Genomic DNA, 23,482 nt, shown 5'->3' on the forward strand with positions numbered 1-23,482 from the left:
ATGTTGTTCGCGTATGCCGGGAGATTGACAGACCTTGAATAACCATCAACCGTCCGATAAAGGATTCCGCTCGGGTTTCGTTGCCATCATGGGCCGGCCCAATGTCGGCAAGTCCACCCTTCTCAATGCGGTGCTGGGGCAAAAAATCGCCATCACCTCCAATAAGCCGCAAACCACCCGCAACCGTATCCTGGGTATCTGCAATCGTCCGGATGCGCAGATACTTTTTCTGGACACGCCGGGGGTTCACAAGGCCAAGGGGATGCTCAACCGCTATATGGTGGAGCAGGCCCTGAGCGCCTGCGGCGATGTGGATGTCGCACTTGTTCTGGTTGAAGCCACCGATCCATTGGGTGGCGGGGACGATTTTGTGCTGGAACAGGTATCGCGCAGCAAGGTCCCGGTGATCCTGGTGATCAACAAGGTTGACCTGGTACCCCGGTTGAAACTGCTGCCGCTGATCGAAGCCTATGCCTCCAGGTTCGATTTTCGTGAAATTATTCCGGTCTCGGCGCTTGCGGGAGAGGGCACCGATGACCTGGTCCGCGCCCTGGTCAAGTATCTGCCGGAGGGGCCTCGTTATTACGCGGAAGACATGATTACCGATCTGCCCGAGCGTTTTATCGCCGCGGAAATGATTCGCGAACAGATTCTCAAACAGACCCACGACGAGATACCTCACGGGGTGGCCGTGGAAATTGATGCCTTTGAGGAAAAGCCCGAAAAGAATCTGGTTGTTATCGAAGCTTGCATTTATGTATCGCGGGAAGGTCACAAAAAAATCGTGTTGGGCCGGCACGGAGAAAAAATCAGATCCATCGGCAAGGCGGCCCGTTTCGATATCGAACGTATGTTGGGGACCCGGGTGTTTCTCGATTTGCTGGTCAAGGTGGAGAAAAACTGGACGGAGGAACGGCGGCAGCTCAAGCGTTTCGGATATGAATAAAACCGGCAATCTTCCACTTTTTCTTTTGTTGCGGATAATACTTATGCAGATGTCGCAAAAACTCGCCACCTGCGGCACTGCTACAATTGCCTCGCTGCTTCGATCTGCGCAAGTACGTCTCATTGCTTGACAATCGCGCTCCCTGCGGCTGGGGTTTTTTGCTTGGCCATCGGATTTAGGATTTTTTGCAAAAGCATCATTTTTTGATAGGTAAAAACCATGTCAGTTGTTGCTATCGTCGGGCGCCCCAATGTCGGAAAATCGACCCTGTTCAACCGGATTCTCGGAACACGTCGCGCCATTGTCGAGGATTTTCCCGGAGTGACGCGAGACCGGAACTATGCCAGGATAACCCGTTACGGAACACCCTTTGTGCTTATCGACACCGGCGGGTTCGAACCTGCCAGCGAAGACCACCTGCTGGCGCAGATGCGCGAACAGTCCCGACTGGCCATCGAGGAAGCCGATGTGATACTGTTTGTGGTCGACGCCAGGCAGGGCTTGACTCCCTCGGATGAAGATGTGGCGGCGATGTTGCGCCGCAGCGAAAAACCGGTGTTGTATGTGGTGAACAAGGTGGATGGTTTTTCGCAGGAGGCTGCCGCGGGTGAATTTTTCGCCCTTGGCGGTGACCGGCTTTTCAGCGTTTCCGCCGAGCATGGTCGCGGCATGGACGATCTGATCGAGGCCCTGCTGGAGGCTTTGCCGGCGTCTGCGAAAAACGATGCTCTTGCCGAGGATGAAACCCGTCTGGCGGTGATTGGTCGGCCCAATGTCGGCAAGTCGTCTCTTATCAATCGCATGATCGGTGCCGAGCGCCTGGTGGCGAATCCGACGGCGGGCACGACGCGTGACAGCATCGATACGCCATTTGCCTACAATAAAAAACGCTACGTGTTGATTGACACAGCCGGCATCCGCCGCAAGGGGCGCGTGCAGGAAAAACTCGAAAAATACAGTGTCATCCAGTCGCTCAAAGCCATGGAGCGAGCCCATGTGGTGCTGGTGGTGCTCGATGCCGAGGAGGGGGTGACGGATCAGGACCTCACGGTGGCCGGTTACGCGCTGGAGCGAGGCAGGGCGGTGATTCTGGTGGTGAATAAATGGGACCTGGTGGAAAAAGATCAGGGAACCATGAAGAAGTTCACTGAAAATGTGCGCCGCGCCTTTAAATTTCTGCCTTTTGCCCCTATTGTTTTCGTTTCCGCACTGAGTGGGCAGCGTGTCTCCAAAATCATGGGCGAAGTGGAAAGAGTGTCTGTCGAATTCAATCGTCAGGTGCCGACCTCGGCACTCAACAAGGTGCTTGAGGAAGCGGTTATTTCCCACGCACCGCCGATGGTGCAGGGCAAACGCCTCAAGTTCTACTACATGACCCAAACCGGCGTACGCCCGCCATCCTTTGTCGTTTTTGGCAACCATGCCGCGGGGGTTCACTTCTCCTACGAGAGATACCTGGCCAACAAGCTGCGCGAAGCCTTTGGTTTTAATGGTTGCCCCATCCGTTTGACATTCAGGAACAGAGGTGGCCGAGAATAGGTTTTGGTTTTGCGACACCATCGGGTTACCGGGCCATATTCCGGATACACTACAAAACAAGAGTATTCAAAAGAGGCGGGGCAGGCATGAGTTTGGTCGGGCAACTGGCGGATCTCAGATTGGATGACATACTTAAAATCATCCATCTCAGTCGAAAATCCGGTCAATTGACGGTTAGTGACCGGGACCAGGTTTGGAACATCGCTTTCTGGCATGGAGAGGTGGTGCGCCTCTCTTCTCTGCACCTGGTGCCCCACCTGGCTGCCGAACTTGAGGCTCGGGATGTGCTGGAAAAAGACCTTCTGGAGCGGGCCTCCGAACTTTTTTCCAGCGACCCCGCCGGTGACCTTCGGCGGGTTCTGGTCGGGTGTTTCAGTCTTGCTCCGCAGCTGGTCAACGATGTTTTTCAACCGCTGGCACGGCGCCTGCTGCAGCAGTTGGCATCCTGGACCGAAGGACAGTTCTGTTTTGATCTGTGGGAGGATGTTGACAGGTTGCCTGCCACCGAAGCGGTGCCCCATCTTTTGCTTGGCGACCGGCTGGAATCTGCGCCGTCGTCACCCATGTCTGCGTCAGATACCCGGCAAAACGATCCTCCGGCCGTGGCCACCGGCGCTTCGGCCCGGGATATCGAAACAAGCGGCATGCCTCGTGAGGAATTTCCGAATCCGGTCTGGATCGTCGATGACGATCCGTGTCTGCGGCAGGAACTTGGCAGCTATCTCGACGCGCACGGGTTGCACGTCGAGCAGTTCGAGACGGCGGCCGATTTCTGGATCCAACTGAAAAAAGCCCGGCTGGAGGGCATCGTTCCGGCAGCCCTGATCGATCTTGTCATGCCTTGCCTCAACGGCGAGGGCATGCTCGGCGGCCTGGAACTGCTGGAAAAAGTGGTCTGCACCTATCCCGATATGCGGGTTCTGCCACTGTCGGATCACCGCAGCTCCGAAGCGGAAGACAAGGCATGGCAGCTGGGGCTGCCCGAGATTTTTTCCAAGCCGCTGCAGCCGGATATGCCGCGGGATCAGTGGCGGCGCGCCGTTGAAACCCTGGGGCGCAGCCTGTTTCTGTCTTTGCGCGCTGTTGCCGGGTCACCTGTCCCTGAGAATATTTCTCCGTCAGTTGCGACCTCCGACCGCGAGCGGCAAGGCTCCGGGAACGGTGTGCAAAGAGGTTTTCGGAATTCGCCCGGCCTGCATCTGCTCAAGGGAATGCTGGAGGAGCTGAACAATCCCTGTCTGGGCGGTGGCATCATTTTGCTGGTGCTGCGCTTTGCCAGTGAAGTGATGAACCGTGCCGTCATTTTTTCAGTGAAACAGGATCAGATCGTCGGAATCGGGCAGTTTGGCGTGGCACTGGCGGGGGGTGACACGAACCATGCCATTCGAAACATTGTCATTCCCCGGGACAGCGATTCCATCCTGAGCCGCATGCTGTGCAGTCCGCAGTCCATGCGCGCGCGCTTTGGCGATGGCAGATGGGATCGCTTTCTAGCGCAGGCTCTGGGGGGGGAATTCCCGAGGATATCTTTCTGGGGCCGGTTTTCAGCGAGGGGCGCGTCGTTGCCATTCTGTACGGGGACAATCTACCGGAACATCGACCTGTCGGAAATACCGAAGCGCTGGAGATTTTTCTTTCCCAGGCAGGCCTGGCCATGGAAAAAGCCCTCCTGGAGGAGCGACTTCAGGTTAGCCGGACCGGTTTGCAAGGCGCCTGACGGAAGCTTTCCGGACATCGGGGTGGCAGTAAAGATGATGGAGAAAAGTGTCATGGATCGGTTTCCAATTGCCCCAACCCTGATCCGCGGCAGTGCCTTGAAGTACGAGCAGCCTGTGAGCGCGCTGCCTGTGGCCCTTGGTGAGGGTAGTGCAGGAAGCTGTCATCATGATCGCCACGACATTCCTTTTTCCGCCGGATCCTGTGAAAAACAGTGCCTGTAAGTTATGAAGAAGTCTCGAAAAGGGCTTTTTCAGCCATCCGACAAAGGGAGGAAAATGTGCCCAGGAAAAGAATCCTGATTGTTGAGGACGAGGATAGTCTGTTGCGGCTCGAGAGTATCCTGTTGACTTCCAGGGGGTATGAAGTCAGGGGCGTCTCCAATGGCCAGGCGGCCCTCGAGGCTATTGCGACGGACAAGCCGGATCTTGTACTGCTGGATATCATGCTGCCCGAAATTGATGGCTTCGAGGTGTGTCGGAGGATCAAATTCGCTGCGGAAACCCGCCATATCCCGGTTATCATGCTGACGGCGAGGAAGTGCCAGGATGATTTTTCCCGCGGACAGGAGGTCGGTGCCGACTGGTATATCACCAAGCCCTTCAAGTCCGCCATGGTTATCGAGACGATCCAGAGGTTTCTGCCGTGAGGCGGAGAAACCGGATGCCGCCCAGTTATCAAGGGTAGGGGGCCTGCATACCGGTTGTTGCCTGTTGCCATGGAGAGGCGATGATTCAGAGAGAGGACCAGGGGAAGTTGCTTCAACGTGCTGAAGAATTCATGCAGGTTTTCAAAAAAGGTGCGGATTTCACCCAGGAGCTGATGCGTGAGAATGAAAAGCTGCGTTACCGCCTGGTGCAGCTCGAAGAGCAGAGTCGCCTGGCTTCTTGCGCCGGGCAGGCTTTGCGCGAAGTGGAGATGCTTAAAGCCCGGATCGTCGACCTGGAGCGGGAAAAAAACGAAATTCTGCAGCGCATAAAGCTGGTTGAGTCTGAAAATATTGATTTTGCCAACCGTTATGTCGAGATCGAGGCCGAAAACAACAGCCTGGCCAGGCTTTATATTGCGACCTATCAGTTGCATGCAACCCTCGACTTTCGCGAAGTCTTGAAAATTATCTCCGAAATCATCATCAATCTGATTGGCGGGGAAGAGTTTGCCATTTTTCTGCTTGACGAAAATACCGGTACCCTACAGGCGATGGCCGGTGAGGGTGTCGTGGTTCAGGATTTGCCGGTATTTGCTCTGGGGCAAGGGGTCCCCGGCATGGTAGCCCGGGAAGGCGAAAGTTTTTTTTCCGAAACACTGGATGGCCTGGAACCGGAAAAACCGTTGGCCTGCATACCGTTGAAAATCAAGAACCGCGTTATCGGAGTTTTGGCTGTATACAGATTGTTTATACAAAAACGCCGATTTGCCGAAATCGACCATGAGCTTTTCACATTGCTGGCGGGACATGCCGCAACCGCCATCTTTGCTTCCAAGCTCTATTGCGAGTCGGAACGCAAGCTGACAACGATCCAGGGGTTTCTGGATCTGCTCACAAAATAACCGCTGCCCGGCCATGGGCTTTGCAGCTTTGAGGCTATGCCGTCAGAGGGTTGACAATGCCCGGGGCGGTCATGTTAAATAGTGCTGTTTTGCCCACCGGGATTTTATTTACTGATAACGCCCGTTTATTTACCCAAGGAGGTTGCGTTGGCAAAAGAAGAAGCCATTGAAGTTGAAGGGAAGGTCGTCGAACCGCTTCCCAATGCCATGTTCCGCGTCAAGCTGGACAACGGGCACATCATTCTGGCCCATATTTCCGGCAAGATGCGCAAATTCTATATTCGTATTCTGCCGGGAGACCGGGTCACCGTCGAACTTTCTCCCTATGATCTGACGCGAGGTCGCATCACTTACCGCGAAAAGTAAGTAGCTGCCCAGTTTCCAGGTTCGACAGGGCAACGTGCAGTTGCGCCCGCCGGTTTTCTCTGTCATGGCATGCTTTATCGGGGATGTGCCGGCTTCGTGAATTTTCGGGATTTTCAGATACCGGCGTCGGCCGGTTTTCCTGTTTATATCGGTATCCGGGCGGATGCCAAGGGGTTTGGTATGGAAGAACGTTACGACGCCGGCGGCATTGAAGGCAAGTGGCAGGCACATTGGGAAAAAGAGCAGACCTTCAAGGCCGCTCAGGATGGCAGGGACAAGTACTATCTGCTGGAGATGTTTCCCTATCCTTCCGGGCGCATTCACATGGGTCATGTGCGCAACTATTCCATTGGCGATGTGGTGGCGCGATTCAAGCGCCTGCAGGGTTTTAATGTCCTCCACCCCATGGGGTGGGACGCTTTTGGCATGCCCGCCGAGAATGCGGCGATCCAGCATGGAACGCATCCCGGTAAGTGGACCTATGAAAACATCGACAATATGCGGGCCCAGCTCAAGAAAATGGGGTTCTCCTACGATTGGGATCGGGAACTGGCAACCTGTCACCCTGAGTACTATCGCTGGGAACAGCTGATATTCCTCAAAATGTTCGAGAAGGGGCTGGCTTACAAGAAAAGCTCTTTCGTTAACTGGTGTCCCGATTGTCAGACGGTACTGGCCAACGAGCAGGTCGAAAACGGGGCCTGCTGGCGTTGCGGCATGCTGGTCGAGCAGAAGGAACTGGAGCAGTGGTTTTTCAAGATCACCGATTACGCTCAGGAACTGCTGGACGATACCTGTAGACTGTCCGGCTGGCCCGAGCCGGTGCTGACCATGCAGCGCAACTGGATCGGCCGGTCCACCGGCTGCGAGATTGCCTTTCCGGTGGCCGATGCGGATCTGCAGATCAGGGTTTTTACCACCCGCCCCGACACCCTTTTCGGCGCTACCTTCATGAGCCTGGCCGCCGAGCATCCCATGGTCGCGGACCTGACCACACCGGACCGCAGGGCCGAGGTCGAAGCTTTCGTTGCCCGCGTGCGTACCCAGGACAAAGCCCGGCGCACCAGTGACGATTTTGTCAAGGAAGGCGTTTTTACAGGATCTTATGCCATCAACCCGGTTAACGGCCTGCGCCTGCCCGTGTTCCTGGCCAATTTCGTGCTGATGGACTACGGCACCGGAGCGGTCATGGCGGTACCTACCCACGACCAGCGTGATTTTGAGTTCGCACGAAAATACGATATTCCCATGGTGTTGGTGATCCAGCCCGAAAATCAGACGCTCGATGTCGCCGTTATGGACGAAGCCTGGGTCGGTTCGGGATGCCTGGTCAATTCCGGTCCTTTCGACGGGCTGGACAATGAAACCGCCAAGGAAAAAATCGCTGAATACCTTGAGGCGCAGGGCTTCGGGCGCAAGACCATCAATTATCGCCTGCGCGACTGGGGTGTCTCCCGGCAGCGTTACTGGGGCACGCCGATACCGATCATTTATTGCCCGCACTGCGGCATCGTTCCCGTTCCGGAAAAGGATCTGCCGGTTGTTCTGCCCATGGACGTCGAAATCAGCGGCGAGGGCGGCAGCCCCCTGGCACGCCATCAGGCCTTTTTAAAGACGAACTGTCCGACCTGTGGCGGGGATGCGCGCCGGGAAACGGATACCTTCGATACCTTTGTGGAAAGCTCCTGGTATTTTGCCCGCTACACCTGCCCCCGATTCGACCAGGGGCCCCTGGACCGGGAAGCGGTCGATCACTGGCTGCCGGTAGACCAGTACATCGGCGGTATCGAACACGCCGTGATGCACCTGCTTTATGCCCGGTTTTTTACCAAGGTCATGCGGGATCTGGGCATGCTCTCCCAGGATGAGCCCTTCAGGAACCTGCTGACGCAGGGCATGGTCTGCATGGACACGGTTTCCTGTCCCGCGCATGGGTGGCTGTTTCCGGAGCAAGCCGTCGATGGCAAGTGCAGCCTGTGCGGTGCCAGCGTTAAAACCGGCCGTACCGAAAAGATGAGCAAATCGAAGAAAAACGTCGTCGACCCCGATCAGCTCATCGCACGCTACGGGGCCGATACGGCGCGGCTTTTCTCCTTGTTCGCCGCGCCGCCGGAAAAGGATCTGGAGTGGAACGAACAGGGGGTGGAGGGGTGCTACCGGTTTCTGCATCGGGTCTGGCGTGCGGTTTATGATAACCTTGAGCGGATTGCCGGAGCCGATATCCTTCCGGAGGTCGACGGCGCGGCCAGGGATCTGCGGCGCCAGGTGCACCGGACCATTAAAAAGGTGACTGAAGACATCGATGGACGTTTTCATTTCAACACGGCCATTGCTTCGGTTATGGAACTGGTCAATGCCGTTTACGGATTCGAGGAAAAGGCGCGCCATCCCGGCGTCATGCGCGAGGCTCTCGAAGCGACGGTGCGGCTTCTCGCGCCTTTTGTGCCTCATATCTGCGAAGAATTGTGGACCTGCCTGGGGCATGCCGGGGGGATCGAAAGCGCCGGATGGCCCGATTGGGACGAAACAGCTTTGGTGGAGGACAGTAAAACCATTGTCGTGCAGGTCAACGGCAAGGTGCGCGGCAAGGTGACGGTCGCAGCCGACGCGGACGAGGCGTCTCTGCGGCAGGCTGCCCTCGAGGAGAGCAATGTGGCCCGGTTTCTGGAAGGAAAAACAGTGCGCAAAGTGGTGGTGGTTCCCAGCCGTCTGGTGAACATCGTGGCCTCATGACGCGGCGCATTTTCGCCATTGGCGTTCTGCTCGCCGGCCTGTTCGGCTGCGGCTATCATTTACAGGGGCGGGGGGATACGCTGCCCGGCGGCGTTCGTTACGTTCATGTGGCCATTTTCCGCAACGCCACCTACGAGCCGTTCCTGGAGAATGCCGTTACCAATGCGCTGATCGACCGGTTGGCAAGCAGCCCTGGGGTGGAGCTCGTTGCGAATCCGGATATGGCCGACGCCGTCCTGACCGGCTCCGTCACCCGGTACACAAACAGCTCTTTGTCCTATGACGGCAATGACCGGATCGCCGAATACCGGGCCCGCATGACCGTCGAGGCCGCCTTGCGACATGCCGATACGGCCCAGATTCTCTGGAAGGGCACATCGCATGGCACCGAAGACTACCTGGCGAGCGCCGACAAGGCTCAGGAAGATGATCGGGAAGAAGCCGCGGTTGCGGAAGTCGCCCGGCGTCTCGCCGACGAACTCTATTCCCGCATGATCGATGATTTCTGAGCGTTCAATCATTGCGGCACGACAGTGATGGGGATGCCCGGTGACACCTGGTGAACTGCAAAAGCGCTTGCGGGAAAAATCTCTGCCGAACCTGTTGCTGCTGTACGGGGAGGAGCCCTTCTTCGTCGACCGTACGCTGCGCGAGATTATCGAGCAGACGGTTCCTGCCGAGGCGCGCGATTTCAATCTGGAAATATTTCATGGCAAGGGCTGTCGGGTTGCCACTGTGCTGGATGCGGCCCGCACCCTGCCTGTTTTCAGCCCCCGTCGCCTGGTTATTGTCCGCGATCTGCATGCCTTGCCGGCCGATGAACTCGACCGGTTTGTCGATTATCTCAAGGATTCCGTGCCGGAAACCGTTCTGGTTTGCACTGCGGAAAAAATCGACGGACGCCGCAAATTTTATCAGGTTTTCAAAAAAAGCGGTGAACTGGTCGAGTTCAAAAAGCTTTATGAAAACCAGATACCTGCATTCGTTACCGCGCAGGCGCGGGATGCCGGTTACGGTTTCACCGAGGAAGGCCTGGCCCTTTTCTGCACCAGGGTTGGAGTCAGCCTTCAGGAAATTCATGGTGAAATCGGCAAATTGCGCAATTATCTCGGCGTTCGCAACGTGGCGGAAGCGGCCGACGTCATGGCCGTGGTGTCCGATAGCAGGGTCGGCAGTGTTTTTGATCTGGGCGATGCCTTGGGGAAAGGGGACTGCGCTACCGCCTTGAGCCTGCTGCATCGGTTATTGGCCGATGGCGTCGCGCCGCTGCTGATTCTGAATATGATTACCCGTCATTTTCGTCAGTTGTGGAAGGCCCATGAGTTGCTGCTGCAACGTGTGCAGGAAAAGGAGATCGCCCGGCGCATTGGTATCAACCCCTATTTTCTCAACGCGCTGCTGGCTCAGGCGCGGCGCATCCCCGGGGATGCATTCCGGGGTGTTTTTGAAGCACTTCTGGAAACCGATCTTGCTCTTAAATCCTCCGGGTCTTCCGATGCCGCCGTGCTTGAGATACTGGTATTCAGATTAACGCCGGAGGGTGTTTCCCGGCAGGGTTCGTCATGACCGGTTTCGCCAGGGTTGTGACGACACCGGTATCCAGAAATGAAAAAGGGGCCATAACGGCCCCTTTTTCCTGTGCTTTTCCGGGATATGTTTTCAGCCCAGGGTGTTAATCAGTTTGGCCAAACGCGAGATCTTGCGGCTGGCGGTTGCTTTGTGAATGACGCCCTTGGTGGCTGCCTTGTCGATAAAGGGTACGGCGCGCTCCAGGGCGGCCTTTGCTTCATCCTGGTTACCGGCGGCGACCGCAGCCCGAACCTGTTTGACAAAAGTGCGCATGCTGCTGCGAATATGCGTATTGCGGGCGTTGCGTACCGCGGCCTGACGGTTTCTTTTCAGAGCGGATTTGTGGTTAGCCAAGGTGTTCCTCCGTTTCGGGATTCGATGGATAGTGGTTTGGGGTCGATAGCGTATCAAGTGCCTGTTGAACAGTCGCGGATGCTGCTCTGTTCTGTCTAAGCGGCGATACGCAAGGTCTTATAGCACCGGGCGACTCAATAGTCAAGTTAATGCAGTATAACATAAACAAAAAAAGTAGTTCATTTTCAGAGTATTACGCTGTCATTGAGCAGGATTAACGTAAAATAATCCCATTTGGTGCGTCGGCGGATCATCGGGGCGGGCAGATTTATATGAGGGAGAAAACGGAAATAGCCAGAGCGACCGGCATCATGGGGATTGCTACAGCCCTCAGCCGGGTCTTCGGGTTGGTGCGCGATGTGGTGGTGGCCCGATTGTTTGGCGCCGGTTTTGGCGCCGACGCTTTTTTTATGGCCTTCACCATCCCCAATCTGTTGCGGCGATTTTTTGCGGAAGGTTCCCTGACCGCAGCCTTCGTTCCGACCTTTTCCCGGGTCCATCATGAGCAGGGGGCCGATGAGGGACGCAGGGTCGCCAATATCTGTCTGACCCTGTTGCTGCTGGTCATGACGGGTGTTACGCTGTGCGGTCTGCTGGCTTCTCCCTGGATCGTCCGTCTGATCGGATACGGATTCAGCGAGATTCCCGGCAAGCTGGAACTTACCAATTTTCTCAACCGGCTGATGTTTCCCTATATTTTCTTTGTCAGCCTGTTGGCTTTGATTACCGGTGTTCTCAATGTGCTGGGGCATTATTTCTGGCCGGCGGTATCGCCGGTACTGCTGAATCTTGCGATGATTGCATCGGCGGTGCTGCTGGCCGGTTCCTTCGATGCTCCTGTAACGGCGCTTGCCATCGGGGTGTTGGTTGGCGGCTTTCTGCAGCTGGTCATACAGTTTCCCGTTGCCAGGCGTTACGGGTTGCGGTTTCGCCCTGATTTCCATTTCCGCCATCCGGCCGTGCGACGTGTGGTTCGTTTGATGCTGCCGGGTCTGGCCGGGGTGGCCATTTATCAGATCAATATCGTTGTGACAAGGCTGTTGGCTTCGTTTCTTGCCGAGGGCAGTGTCTCCTACCTTTACTTCGGCCAGCGGCTGTTCGAGTTCCCCCAGGGTATCTTCGTGGTCTCCCTGGCCCAGGCGGTTCTGCCCGCCATGAGCCGTCAGGTTGCCATCGGGGATCAGTCCGGTTTCAAGGAGTCGCTGCGTTACGCGCTGGTGCTTATCTGTCTGGTGACCCTGCCTGCCGCAGCCGGCCTGGTGCTTTGTTCGGTGCCAGTTTACAGTCTGTTTTTCATGCGTGGCGCCTTTTCCTACAATGATGTCCTGCAGTCGGCTCTGGTTCTGGCCGCCTATGCCCCCGGTCTGCTGTTCGCGGGGGTGAGCAGGGTAGTGGTGCCGAGTTTCTATGCCATGCATGATACACGCACTCCGGTGTGGGTTTCGTTCTATACCCTGCTGGTCAATGCGGCCCTTGGTCTTTTGCTGATGCGGTTTTATCAGCATGTAGGGCTTGCGTTGGCACTGACCTTGTCCAGCGTATTCAATTGTTTTGTTCTTTTGTTTCTGCTGCGGCGAAAATTGGGCCCCCTCGGGTTGAAACATGTGCTGCGGTCCATGCTGCGCATCGTGCCGGGGACTTTGCTGATGGCAGTTTTCGCCTATGCGGTGCTGTATAACGGGCAATGGCAGGTGCCCGGCTCCTTCTGGCCCAAACTTTTGCGCCTCGGAACGGCCGTGATTGGCGGTTCCGGGATCTTTTATGCCGTATGTCTCTTCATGCGGGTGCCGGAAGTATCTCAGCTCGCCGGCTTTATCCGCCGCAAGACACGCTGGAAGCGCGAGGTCCGGAAAGGTTGAAGCCTCCGGGTCCGATAGCGGTGCAACGGTTTGTTCTTTATCCGAATTTTTTTTGCTGCTATGATGCGAAAAATATTGACATGGGTGCCCACGTTTTGATATTACTGTGCCCCGTCGCTGATTTGTAGGCACGTAGCTCAGTGGGAGAGCACTACCTTGACACGGTAGGGGTCGGCGGTTCAATCCCGCCCGTGCCTACCATACTCTACAAACACCGCGCGCAACGAGGCATCTTCGGATGCCTCTTTTTGTTCGCGGAGAAAGTGAGCGGTCATGATTGAGGTCGAATTGCCGGACGGTTCCAAGAAAGAATTCCCTGAAATGACCACGGCCGGCAAGGTGGCGACCGAGATCGGTGCCGGGCTTGCCCGCAAGGCGGTGGCGGCCCGTTTCAATGACCGCATGGTTGATCTGGCCACGCCGATCAACGAAAGCGGCCGGCTGGAAATTATCACCCTTGATTCGCCTCAGGGGCTCGAAATCTACCGGCATACAACCGCTCACCTGATGGCTCACGCAGTCAAGGATATTTACGGGGACAAGGTTCAGGTCACCATCGGCCCGGCCATTGAAAACGGCTTTTATTACGATTTCTACTGCAAGGAACATACATTTTCGCCCGAGGATTTCGAAAACATCGAAACCCGGATGCAGGAGTTGGCCCGGGCCGACCTTCCCATCCAGCGCGAAGAGATGACCCGGGACAGTGCCATTGCCCTGTTTCGGGAGATGGGGGAGCATTACAAGGTTGAACTGATCGAGGATCTGGATGCTCCGACGGTTTCCCTGTACCGCCAGGGTGATTTCATCGACCTCTGTCGTGGCCCCCACTTGCCCTCGACCGGTTTTGTCAAAGCCTTCAAACTGACCAGCGTGGCTGGCGCCTACTGGCGCGGCAGTGAAAAAAATGCCATGTTGCAGCGCATCTATGCCACGGCATTTCCCGATAAAAAAGAGCTTCGCACCTATCTGGCCAAGCTGGAAGAAGCGCGAAAGCGAGACCATCGGCGCATAGGACGTGAGCTTGACCTGTTTTCCTTCAGTGAGGAAGCCGGCGCAGGACTGGTGATCTGGCATCCCAAAGGAGCCTTGCTGCGCACTCTGCTGGAAGACTTCGAGCGTCGCGAGCATTTGCGTCGCGGTTACGATATCGTCATGGGGCCGCAGATTCTGCGCACGGATTTGTGGAAGACTTCCGGTCATTTCGACAACTACCGGGAAAACATGTATTTCACCGAGGTGGACGGGCAGGGCTATGGCCTGAAGCCGATGAACTGCCTGGCCCACATGATTATTTACAAGTCGCGGCAGCGTTCCTACCGTGATCTGCCGCTGCGCTATTTTGAGCTGGGCACGGTGCATCGCCATGAAAAATCGGGTGTGCTGCACGGGTTGCTGCGCGTGCGCGGTTTTACCCAGGACGATGCCCACATACTCTGTACCCCTGAACAGCTCGATGCTGAAATCAAAGCGGTTCTGGAGTTTGTGCGCGACGTGATGGCGATTTTCGGTTTCGAGTACGAACTTGAAATTTCCACCCGTCCCGAAAAGTCGATCGGCAGTGACGAGGACTGGGAGCGTGCCACCAACGCTTTGATGAATGCCTTGAAGGATTTGCAGCTTCCGCATGACATCAATGAAGGGGACGGCGCATTTTACGGCCCCAAGATCGACGTCAAACTCAAGGACGCCCTTGACAGAAGATGGCAGTGTGCTACAATCCAGTGCGATTTTACCCTGCCTGAGCGTTTCGATCTCACTTATGTCGGCAAGGATGGTGAGAAGCATCGGCCAGTCATGCTGCATCGGGTTATCCTCGGTGCCATCGAACGGTTTATCGGCGTCCTTATCGAACATTATGCCGGTAGCTTCCCATTGTGGCTTTCCCCGGTTCAGGCCACGGTGATCAATGTAACCGATCATCAGGCCGACTATGCCGAGAGAGTCACCAGGGCTTTGCGTGACGCCGGCGTGCGTGTGCAGTGCGACCTGCGGAACGAAAAGCTTGGCTTCAAGATCAGAGAGGCCCAGGTGGAAAAGATCCCCTATATGCTGGTTGTGGGAGACAAGGAGATGGCGGATGGTACCGTGGCTCCGCGCTTCCGCACCGGTAAAAACCTGGAACCCATGAGTCCTGAAGACTTTGCACGGTTTGTTCAGGAAGAGTGCGATCAGTATCGTTAGGAGGTGCTACCATAGCTAAGGAAGAAGCGCGCGTTAATCGCGCCATTCGAGCGAAGGAAGTCCGTGTCGTCGATGATGAAGGTGAGATGCTTGGGGTCATGAGCGTCAACGAGGCGTTGCTGGCCGCCGAAGGGCGAGGTCTCGATCTTGTCGAGGTTTCCCCCAACGCGACGCCGCCTGTTTGCCGCATTATGGATTACGGCAAATACAAGTATCAGGCGAGCAAGCGGGCTGCGGAAACCAAAAAGAAATCCGCGCGTGTCGACATCAAGGAAGTCAAGATGCGGCCCAAGACGGAGGAGCACGATTTCCAGGTCAAGCTCAGGAACGCTGTGCGTTTTCTCGAGGACGGCAACAAGGTTAAAGTGACCGTCATGTTCCGTGGCCGCGAAGTCACCCATCCTGAATTCGGCATGGATCTGATGAAGCGTGTTGCCGAGGAGATCGGTGAAGCCGGACAGGTAGAGATGACGCCGCGCATGGCGGGACGTTTCATGACTATGGTAATCGCACCGAAGAAAAAATAGCCAAACAGGCCGGTCGTTGCAGCGCCGGATGATCCTGTGGTCCCGTTCACGGCCCTGTCGCGTCATATTGCCGTGCGGGGGTGCAGCATGACATTAAGGAGAACCTTTCCATGCCTAAAATCAAGACCAATCGTGGTGCCGCAAAGCGTTTTCGCAAGACCGGCAGCGGTAAAATCCGTCGGAACAAGGCTTTTACCAGCCACATCCTGACCAAGAAGTCGACCAAGCGCAAGCGTGTTCTGCGCCAGGGTACGCTTGTCGCCAAGACCGACGAAAAGAATATCAGCCGTCTCATTCCCTATCTGTAGCACGGGGTTGGCGGGGGTCATGTTTAAGACCGTGAACTGAGGGGAAATGTCTCCCCCTTCAGATCCGGCAGCGGAATTTTCCGCTCATTACCATCACAAGGAGTAGTTACATGCCCAGAGTTAAACGTGGATTCAAAGCGAGACGTCGTCGTAACAAGATTCTGAAGCTCGCCAAAGGTTATCGCGGCGCCCGGAGCAAATTGTTTCGCAGTGCCACCGAGGCCGTTGATCGTGCGCTGAATTACGCTTTTCGCGACCGCCGCGTCAAAAAGCGTGATTTTCGCGCCCTGTGGATTGCCCGCATCAACGCTGCGGCCCGTGAAAACGGCCTTTCCTACAGCCGCATGGTGTTCGGTCTGAAGAAGGCCGAGATCGCATTGGACCGCAAGGTCCTGGCGGAACTCGCTGTGGCGGATCCGGCCGGTTTTAGCGCCATCGCCGACAAAGCCAAAGCCCAGCTTCAGTAAATTGACAAAGATGAGAAAAAAGAGATGGGGCCGGGCCTCATCTCTTTTTTTTTGCGAGGCGGATTGCTGATGCATTCCGCCTTTGGGGTTTTCTACGAACGGACGGAACGGGATATGAGAGAAAAACTTGTTGCCATGCTTGATCACGGACGCCAGGCGTTTGAGTCTGCCAACTCCGCAGCCGCCTTGCAGGAAATCCGGGTTCGTTTTCTTGGAAAAAAGGGCGAGTTGACCTCTATTATGAAAGGCATGGGACAGCTCAGCGCCGAGCAGAGGCCTGTGATCGGTGCGCTCGCCAACGACGTTAAAGTTACGCTGGAAAAACTTTTCGAAGAACGATCCCGACTGGTCGGCGAGCTTGAACTTCAAAAGCGCCTTGCGGAAGAACGCATCGACGTTACCCTGCCGGGGCGCCGATCCATGGGTGGCAGCAAACATCCCGTAACCCTGGTTATCGAGGAAATCGCCGCGATTTTCTCGGCCATGGGGTTTGCCGTAGCGGAAGGTCCCGAAGTTGAACAGGATTTTTATAATTTTGAAGCCCTGAATATGCCCAAGGATCATCCGGCGCGGGATATGCAGGACACTTTTTATATCAACGACGACGTTGTGCTGCGCACGCATACGTCGCCTGTGCAGATCCGCACCATGCTGAAACATGCCCCGCCGGTAAGGGTTATCGCTCCGGGAACCGTATATCGCCGTGATTCCGATCTCACGCATACGCCGATGTTTCATCAGGTTGAAGGCTTTCTTGTCGATCGGAACATTTCCTTCGGCGATCTGAAGGGCGTGCTTACCGCATTTTTATCGCAGATTTTCGGCAAAGGGCTGCAAGTGCGTTTTCGGCCGTCTTTTTTTCCATTCACGGAGCCGAGTGCCGAAGTCGACATTCAGTGCGTAATGTGTAAAGGGCAGGGGTGTCGCGTCTGCAAGGGATCGGGATGGCTTGAAATCCTTGGCAGCGGCATGATCGATCCCGAAGTGTTCAAGGCCGTGGGGTACGATCCTGCCATTTATAGCGGGTTCGCTTTCGGCATGGGGGTAGAGCGGATTGCCATGCTCAAGTACGGGGTCAATGACCTGCGCCTGTTTTTCGAAAACGATGTCCGCTTTCTTCGCCAGTTTTAAGGCCTGCCGCGCCTAATTTTTTTCTAAAAGGATCGCCGTTATGATCGTTACCTATAATTGGCTGAAAGAATATGTCGACTTCGCGTTGGAGCCCGAGGAGCTGGCGCACCGGCTTACCATGGCCGGTCTTGAAGTGGATAGCATGGAACGCATCGGCTACGGGATGGATAGTGTCGTAACCGCTCGCCTGCTGACCGTCGACAGGCATCCCGACGCGGACAAGCTGACCGTTTGTCAGGTGGATTATGGCCGTGAAACGGTGCAGGTCGTGTGCGGTGCGCGCAACCATAAGGCTGGCGATCTGGTTGCCCTGGCCACGGTCGGTACCGTATTGCCCGGGAATTTCAAAATCAAAAAATCCAAAATTCGTGGCATCGAATCCTGCGGCATGCTCTGCTCGGAAAAAGAGCTGGGTCTTGCCGAAGCATCGGATGGGATCATGATCCTTTCCGATAGCTGTGCTCTCGGTCAACCTGTTTTCGATGCTCTCGGGCTTAAAGACGTCCGCTACGAGTTGGGACTGACGCCCAACCGTCCGGATTGTCTCAGCGTATTGGGGGTGGCTCGGGAGGTTGCCGCCATGACAGGGCGCCCGTTGAATATTGCCCAGCCCGCTTTGGCGGAAGGCGGAGATGAGGCAGCGGCCTGCACTTCGGTCACGATTGAGGACCCCGATGCCTGCCCTCGCTATGCGGCCCGCTTGATTCGCGGAGTCAAAATCGGGCCTTCGCCCAGCTGGCTGGTCCGTAAACTGGAATCGGTGGGACAGCGTTCCATCAACAATGTTGTCGATGTTACCAATCTTGTCCTCATGGAGTTGGGACATCCGCTGCACGCCTTCGATTTTCAACGACTTCGCGAAGGGCGGATCGTGGTCAAAAAGGCTGCCGAGGGGGAATCGTTCCGCACGCTCGATGGTGCTGCCCGGCAGTTGTCTGGCAACGATCTGGTCATAGGCGACGGGCAGGGTCCCGTAGCCCTCGCCGGGGTGATGGGCGGCGAGAATTCCGAAGTTGTTCCGGAGACCGCCGATATCCTGCTTGAAAGCGCTTATTTCAATCCCGTGACGATTCGTCGCACCAGCAAGCGGCTTGGATTGCGCACCGAGGCCTCGCACCGTTTCGAGCGCGGCTGCGATATCGCCATGGTCCCGGTGGCTCTGAACCGGGCGGCGGCCCTTATTGCTCAGGTTGCCGGCGGCCAGGTTAGCCGTGGCATGATCGATATGTATCCGCGTCCCCTGACCCAGCGCAAGATCGTCGTTTCGGTGCGTCGCGCCGATGAAATTCTCGGGCTCGATCTGAAACTCGAAGACATTCACGGGCATCTGTGTTCCATCGGGCTGGAAGCGCATCCGGCCGAAGAGCGGCACAGCGAGTCCCTGGTAGTGACCATACCTTTTTTCCGGCCGGATCTCGAAAGGGAAATCGACCTTATCGAGGAAGTGGCAAGGCTCAACGGTTATGACCGCATTCCCGTAACCATGCCGGCTGGCCGTATGGTCTGTCATATGCCGGCTGGCCACCACAAGGGAGTGTCGCGTCTGCGCGATGCAATGGTTGCCGCCGGATTCAGGGAACTTGTCAATTATTCCTTTGTTTCCCCCGAGTCGTGGGACCGCATCGGTCTGGCTGCCGGGGATCCGCGCCGTGAGGCGGTCCGCATCCTCAACCCTCTGACCGAAGAACAGTCCGTGCTGCGCACCAGCCTGGTTCCGAGTTTGCTGGAAACGGTTGCCCGCAATCTCTCCTATCAGAATCAGGACCTGAGCTTGTTTGAATTGCGGCCGGTTTTCCTGCCGGCAGCCAATGAAACGCTTCCGGCCGAGAAATGGCGCCTTTGCGCTGTTGTTTGCGGTCGTCGGGAACCGGAAGGCTGGGCGCAAAACAATCAGAAAGTGGACTTCTACGATCTTAAGGGGGTGGCGGAACAAATTCTCGAGATGTTCAATGTCGGCCCGGTAAGCTGGGACGCGGAGACTGTCGAGAGCTACCTGCACCCCGGAAAAGCCTGCTGCTTGCGGAAAAACGGTGACGTATTCGGTTCTGTTGGCGAAGTCCATCCAAAGGTTCTGGCTGCCTTTGAAATCGATCAGCCGGTGTTCCTGCTCGATCTTGATTTCGAACAAATGCTTGCCGCGAAGAGCCGTGGAAGTGTCTTCAGTGCATTGTCACGTTTTCCGCAGGTTGCCAGGGACAGTGCCTTTCTGGTTGATGAAAATCTGCTGTTCCGGGATGTCCAGGAAGTGCTGGACAAGGCCTGTGGGCCTCTGGTGGAGGAGTGTGTGCTGTTCGACCTCTATCGCGGCAAGGGCGTGCCGGACGGCAAGAAGAGTCTCGCTGTCAGGGTCCGATATCGCAGTATCGATCGCACCTTGACGGATGAGGACATTCAGAAAGCCCATGACAGGATTGTCAGGGCGCTTGTGGATCGGCTGGGTGCCGAACTCCGCTAGTTTCCATCCGGAGGCGGCCCTTTTCCGCTGTGGCGGCGTCAATCCGCAGGCTTGCTTGTGCGGCGTACCGATGTACGCCTCCGCGCAAACCTTTGATTTCCTTGCCACAACGAAAAATTGCTCGCTTCCCATATGGAAACGGCGCTGTGTTCATTTGCGCTTCCGGATAAACACCCGCTGGTTTCCATCCGGAGGCGGCCCTTTTCTGCTGTGGCGGCGTCAACCCGCAGGCTTGCTTGTGCGGCGTACCGATGTACGCCTCCGCGCAAACCTTTGATTTCCTTGCCACAACGAAAAATTGCTCGCTTCCCATATGGAAACGGCGCTGTGTTCATTTGCGCTTCCGGATAAACACCCGCTGGTTTCCATCCGGAGGCGGCCCTTTTCTGCTGTGGCGGCGTCAACCCGCAGGCTTGCTTGTGCGGCGTACCGATGTACGCCTCCGCGCAAACCTTTGATTTCCTTGCCACAACGAAAAATTGCTCGCTTCCCATATGGAAACGGCGCTGTGTTCATTTGCGCTTCCGGATGAACACCCGCTAGTTTCCATCCGGAAGCGGCCCTTTTCCGCTGTGGCGGCGTCAATCCGCAGGCTTGCTTGTGCGGCGCATAGCCGTCCGCCCGCCAGCGGGCTCACGCTTCGTTTCGCGGGTATTGTCGGTACGGGGCTTTGTCGCTGATAAAAAACCGGTTGCCTGGGGTAAATCCCTGTGATATAAAAAAACGCGTGAATTCAAGTATCTGTGGTTCAAAAGGGGGATGTCGTTATGACCAAGGCGGATCTGGTGGAGAAAGTATATCTGAAGACCGGTTTTTCCAAGAAGGAGTCTTCGGATATTGTGGAAATGGTCTTCGATTTGATGAAAAACACCCTTGAAAAGGGTGAAAAAATCAAACTGGCCGGATTCGGCAACTTTGTCGTCAAGCAAAAGGCCACGCGGCGCGGTCGCAATCCCCAAACCGGCGAGGAGATCGAAATCAGTTCGCGCAACATTCTGACCTTCAAGCCGAGCCAGGTACTCAAGTCGGCTATTAACGGGCAAGATTGACACGGCCCGGCATCGGGCGCGTTATGCAGGTGACGATTCCTGACAAGTTGTATTTTAAAATCGGAGAAGTGGCGCGCCTGACAGGGGTCAAGCCACATGTGCTGCGTTACTGGGAGTCGGAATTCCAGAATATCCGACCGGTCAAGAGCCAGGGAAAACAGCGGCTTTATCGCAGGGAAGACATCGAATTCATATTGCAGCTCAAGGATATGCTGCACCAGCAAGGGTACACCATCGCCGGTGCCAGAAAAATTCTTGCGCAGAAATGTCGTTCTTTGCAGCCGCCGGTTGATCAGCCGCTGGACGCGATGCGTATGTTGCGGGATATCCGGGAGGATCTGCTGCGGTTGCGAACTCTACTTGACCGGACTTGAAATACATCGATTTCTCTTTTCCCTTCCACCCGTTCACCCTCAGTTCGAGGCGTTTTTTTGCTGATTCTGGTGACCAACGACGACGGCGTTCACGCGCCGGGCCTTGCCGCACTGGCTGAAACCCTTCAGGAGCTTGGCCATGTTGTGGTGGTGGCTCCCGACCGCGACCGCAGCGCCATCGGTCATGCCCTCACTCTTCATGCTCCATTGCGCGCGGATTTACTGCGTCCCGGCGTATATGCCGTGGACGGTACGCCCACGGACTGTGTCAACCTGGGTATTCACGGGTTGCTGACCTCCCGCCCCGACCTGGTTGTGGCGGGCATCAACCGTGGCGCCAATGTAGGGGATGACATTACCTATTCCGGAACCGTCTCGGCCGCCATGGAAGCGACCCTGATGGGTGTCCCTGCAATCGCCGTTTCGCTTGACGGTCGTACTTTCTCCGATGCCGAATTCCGGCATGCCGCACGCGCTGCCCTGCTGATCAGCAGAAAAGTGCTGCGGGAAGGCCTGCCTCCGGACACTTATCTCAACATCAATGTTCCGGCGCAACCCATCCGGGGCATGCGTCTTACGCGGCAGGGACGCAGGCGCTATGGCGATATGGTTGTGGAAAAAATCGATCCCCGGGGACGCAAGTACTATTGGCTGGGTGGTGGCGCGTGCGATTTCGAGCAGGCTGACGGCACCGACTGCCATGCCCTTGGGGAAGGATACATCTCCGTGACGCCATTGCATCTTGACATGACCAATTTTCAGTCTTTTACGTTTCTGGCACAATGGAATGCCGATGTTGTCGATGTATAGTATTTATCAGGAAGCAGTCCCTTTTCGCGGCGGCGGCAATCCGCGGGCTTGGTTGAGCGGTGTCCCAGCGCACGCCGGCGCGCAGGCTTTTTGTTTTCTTTGTTAAACGAAAAATTATTTGTTTTCGTAATGAAAACCAGCCAGTGCTTATCCATGAATCGCGGATGGACACCCGGCGGGTTCGTAATATTTCTGGAGGCGCTCCGGACGTAAAAAACCTTTCCGGGGTGGCGATCTACATTATGGCGCCGATGCGTCGAGGGAAATGACATGGATTATTCGATAGCCCGTCGGCTGATGGTCGAGCAGCAGGTGGTAAGGCGAGGCGTGCGGGATCCGCTGGTGCTGGAAGCTATGCTGAGGGTTCCCCGCCATTTGTTCGTAGAGGAGGCCTTGTGGTCCCAGGCCTACGGCGATTTTCCCCTTCCCATTGGAGAAAAACAGACGATTTCCCAGCCTTTCATGGTGGCTTTCATGACCGAGGCAATGTGTTTGCGCGGCGGTGAAAAGATCCTGGAAATAGGTACCGGGTCAGGATACCAGGCGGCTATTCTCAGTCAGATCGTTTCCCGGGTCTTTACCGTGGAGAGGGTACCTTCACTGGCGCGCCGCGCTCGCCGTATTCTCGACAGTGTCGGCTGCCGTAACGTCAACATCAAACTCACCGACGGAACCTGCGGCTGGGAGGAAGAAGCCCCGTTCGATGCCATTATCGTTACCGCGGGAAGTCCCGATATCCCGCACTACTACCTCAAGCAGCTGGCGCTTGACGGACGGTTGATCATACCTGTCGGTAGCCGCGGAAGTCAGGTTCTGAAACGGGTGGTGCGAATCGGTGAGGATAAATTCAGCGAAGAGAATCTGCTCGATTGCCGATTTGTTCCCCTGATAGGGAAATATGGGTGGAAGGAAGAGGAGATCTGATCTTGAAATTTCTGCGGCGTCTCTATGATTGGGTGTTGCGTTGGGCGGATACGCCTTATGGCCTGCCGGCACTCTTTCTTCTGGCATTTGCCGAGTCTTCCTTTTTTCCCATCCCTCCCGATGTTCTGCTGCTGGCACTGACGCTCGGCAAGCCTTCCGGTGCTTTCCGTTTCGCAACCATAGCTTCCGCGGGGTCGGTTCTGGGGGGGGCGGTGGGCTATGCAATCGGCTGGGGCTTCTGGGATGTTCTGGGCGCATTTTTTTATCAATACGTACCCATGTTTTCCGCCGAAGGTTTTGTCCGGGTTCAGGAATTGTTCAGTCAATACAATTTCTGGGTTGTTTTTACCGCCGGGTTTACCCCGATTCCCTACAAAATCATCACGATTGGCGCCGGAGTGTTCCAGATCAATTTCGGCATGTTCATGCTAGCATCCCTGCTCAGTCGCAGTTTGCGGTTTTTTCTGCTGGCGCTGCTGGTCTTTTTGTGGGGGCAGCCTGTCCGGCGGTTTGTTGAAACCTATTTCAATTATCTGACGTTTGCCCTTATGATTCTCTGTATCGGAGGGTTTTTGCTGGTGTCGCATTTTACCTGACCTTCTTGTCGAGGCGGTGGAATT

Annotated in this window: 22 protein-coding genes and 1 tRNA gene; 22 read left to right on the forward strand and 1 reads right to left on the reverse strand. The window is 56.1% G+C overall.

The features are described 5' to 3' along the window. Nucleotides 1–34 precede the first annotated feature (34 nt). From era to holA, 9 genes are all read left to right on the forward strand, one after another. Entirely contained in the window at nt 35–946 is a 912-nt protein-coding gene (gene era, locus A6070_RS05790) for a GTPase Era (RefSeq protein ID WP_268807486.1), read from the forward strand. 219 nt (nt 947–1,165) lie between these two features. Then, complete coding sequence (der, locus tag A6070_RS05795; RefSeq protein ID WP_072287451.1) at nt 1,166–2,485, forward strand: ribosome biogenesis GTPase Der; 1,320 nt, start codon at nt 1,166–1,168, stop codon at nt 2,483–2,485. 86 nt (nt 2,486–2,571) lie between these two features. Beyond that, nucleotides 2,572–4,425, forward strand: a complete 1,854-nt coding sequence (locus A6070_RS05800) for a response regulator (protein ID WP_072287452.1) — start codon at nt 2,572–2,574, stop codon at nt 4,423–4,425. A gap of 56 nt (nt 4,426–4,481) precedes the next feature. Then, nucleotides 4,482–4,850, forward strand: a complete 369-nt coding sequence (locus A6070_RS05805; protein WP_072287453.1) for a response regulator transcription factor — start codon at nt 4,482–4,484, stop codon at nt 4,848–4,850. Nucleotides 4,851–4,930: 80 nt separating this feature from the next. Then, nucleotides 4,931–5,752, forward strand: a complete 822-nt coding sequence (locus tag A6070_RS05810; RefSeq protein WP_072287454.1) for a GAF domain-containing protein — start codon at nt 4,931–4,933, stop codon at nt 5,750–5,752. 147 nt (nt 5,753–5,899) lie between these two features. Continuing rightward, on the forward strand, nt 5,900–6,118 hold the full coding sequence (gene infA / locus A6070_RS05815; protein ID WP_072287455.1) for a translation initiation factor IF-1: 219 nt from the start codon (nt 5,900–5,902) through the stop codon (nt 6,116–6,118). 180 nt (nt 6,119–6,298) lie between these two features. Continuing rightward, nucleotides 6,299–8,851 carry a leucine--tRNA ligase gene (leuS, locus tag A6070_RS05820; protein WP_072288156.1) on the forward strand — a complete coding sequence of 851 codons (2,553 nt, stop codon included), beginning with the start codon at nt 6,299–6,301 and terminating at the stop codon, nt 8,849–8,851. Beyond that, complete coding sequence (locus A6070_RS05825) at nt 8,848–9,360, forward strand: LPS-assembly lipoprotein LptE (RefSeq protein ID WP_072287456.1); 513 nt, start codon at nt 8,848–8,850, stop codon at nt 9,358–9,360. Before leuS ends, A6070_RS05825 begins: the two co-directional genes overlap by 4 nt. Nucleotides 9,361–9,400: 40 nt before the next feature. Beyond that, nucleotides 9,401–10,417: a DNA polymerase III subunit delta gene (holA, locus tag A6070_RS05830; protein WP_072287457.1), complete on the forward strand. Its 1,017-nt coding sequence runs from the start codon at nt 9,401–9,403 to the stop codon at nt 10,415–10,417. A 93-nt stretch (nt 10,418–10,510) separates the two neighbouring features. Here holA and rpsT read toward each other — a convergent pair whose 3' ends face one another. After that, nucleotides 10,511–10,774, reverse strand: coding sequence for a 30S ribosomal protein S20 (gene rpsT / locus A6070_RS05835; protein WP_072287458.1), 264 nt, complete (start codon nt 10,772–10,774; stop codon nt 10,511–10,513). A gap of 272 nt (nt 10,775–11,046) precedes the next feature. On the opposite strand from rpsT, the gene murJ reads away from it, so the two are divergent. The 13 genes from murJ to A6070_RS05900 all read left to right on the forward strand — a co-directional run bounded on the left by murJ (nt 11,047) and on the right by A6070_RS05900 (nt 23,458). Further along, nucleotides 11,047–12,633 (forward strand): murein biosynthesis integral membrane protein MurJ, encoded by a 1,587-nt coding sequence (gene murJ, locus A6070_RS05840; protein WP_072287459.1) that lies wholly within the window; start codon nt 11,047–11,049, stop codon nt 12,631–12,633. Between the two features lie 126 nt (nt 12,634–12,759). Then, a tRNA-Val gene (locus A6070_RS05845) sits at nt 12,760–12,834 on the forward strand. Between the two features lie 72 nt (nt 12,835–12,906). Further along, the gene (thrS, locus tag A6070_RS05850; protein WP_072287460.1) at nt 12,907–14,817 is read left to right on the forward strand and encodes a threonine--tRNA ligase; all 1,911 of its coding nucleotides are present in this window, start codon (nt 12,907–12,909) and stop codon (nt 14,815–14,817) included. A gap of 11 nt (nt 14,818–14,828) precedes the next feature. Next, a complete protein-coding gene (gene infC / locus A6070_RS05855) occupies nt 14,829–15,344 on the forward strand; it encodes a translation initiation factor IF-3 (protein ID WP_072288157.1) in 516 nt (171 codons plus the stop codon). A gap of 110 nt (nt 15,345–15,454) precedes the next feature. Then, nucleotides 15,455–15,652 carry a 50S ribosomal protein L35 gene (gene rpmI, locus A6070_RS05860; RefSeq protein ID WP_072287461.1) on the forward strand — a complete coding sequence of 66 codons (198 nt, stop codon included), beginning with the start codon at nt 15,455–15,457 and terminating at the stop codon, nt 15,650–15,652. A gap of 110 nt (nt 15,653–15,762) precedes the next feature. Beyond that, complete coding sequence (rplT, locus tag A6070_RS05865; RefSeq protein ID WP_072287462.1) at nt 15,763–16,119, forward strand: 50S ribosomal protein L20; 357 nt, start codon at nt 15,763–15,765, stop codon at nt 16,117–16,119. Nucleotides 16,120–16,233: 114 nt separating this feature from the next. Beyond that, nucleotides 16,234–17,250: a phenylalanine--tRNA ligase subunit alpha gene (gene pheS / locus A6070_RS05870; protein WP_072288158.1), complete on the forward strand. Its 1,017-nt coding sequence runs from the start codon at nt 16,234–16,236 to the stop codon at nt 17,248–17,250. Nucleotides 17,251–17,290: 40 nt separating this feature from the next. Beyond that, a complete protein-coding gene (pheT, locus tag A6070_RS05875) occupies nt 17,291–19,705 on the forward strand; it encodes a phenylalanine--tRNA ligase subunit beta (RefSeq protein WP_072287463.1) in 2,415 nt (804 codons plus the stop codon). A gap of 767 nt (nt 19,706–20,472) precedes the next feature. Next, nucleotides 20,473–20,754, forward strand: coding sequence for an integration host factor subunit alpha (locus A6070_RS05880; RefSeq protein WP_072287464.1), 282 nt, complete (start codon nt 20,473–20,475; stop codon nt 20,752–20,754). Nucleotides 20,755–20,777: 23 nt separating this feature from the next. Next, a complete protein-coding gene (locus A6070_RS05885) occupies nt 20,778–21,128 on the forward strand; it encodes a MerR family transcriptional regulator (protein WP_072288159.1) in 351 nt (116 codons plus the stop codon). Between the two features lie 57 nt (nt 21,129–21,185). Then, complete coding sequence (gene surE, locus A6070_RS05890) at nt 21,186–21,938, forward strand: 5'/3'-nucleotidase SurE (protein WP_072287465.1); 753 nt, start codon at nt 21,186–21,188, stop codon at nt 21,936–21,938. A 270-nt stretch (nt 21,939–22,208) separates the two neighbouring features. Further along, nucleotides 22,209–22,862 carry a protein-L-isoaspartate(D-aspartate) O-methyltransferase gene (locus tag A6070_RS05895; protein WP_072287466.1) on the forward strand — a complete coding sequence of 218 codons (654 nt, stop codon included), beginning with the start codon at nt 22,209–22,211 and terminating at the stop codon, nt 22,860–22,862. A gap of 2 nt (nt 22,863–22,864) precedes the next feature. After that, nucleotides 22,865–23,458, forward strand: a complete 594-nt coding sequence (locus A6070_RS05900) for a YqaA family protein (RefSeq protein ID WP_072287467.1) — start codon at nt 22,865–22,867, stop codon at nt 23,456–23,458. The last annotated feature ends 24 nt before the right edge of the window (nt 23,459–23,482 follow it).

It is taken from the genome of Syntrophotalea acetylenica (genome assembly GCF_001888165.1).
GTDB lineage: Bacteria > Desulfobacterota > Desulfuromonadia > Desulfuromonadales > Syntrophotaleaceae > Syntrophotalea > Syntrophotalea acetylenica.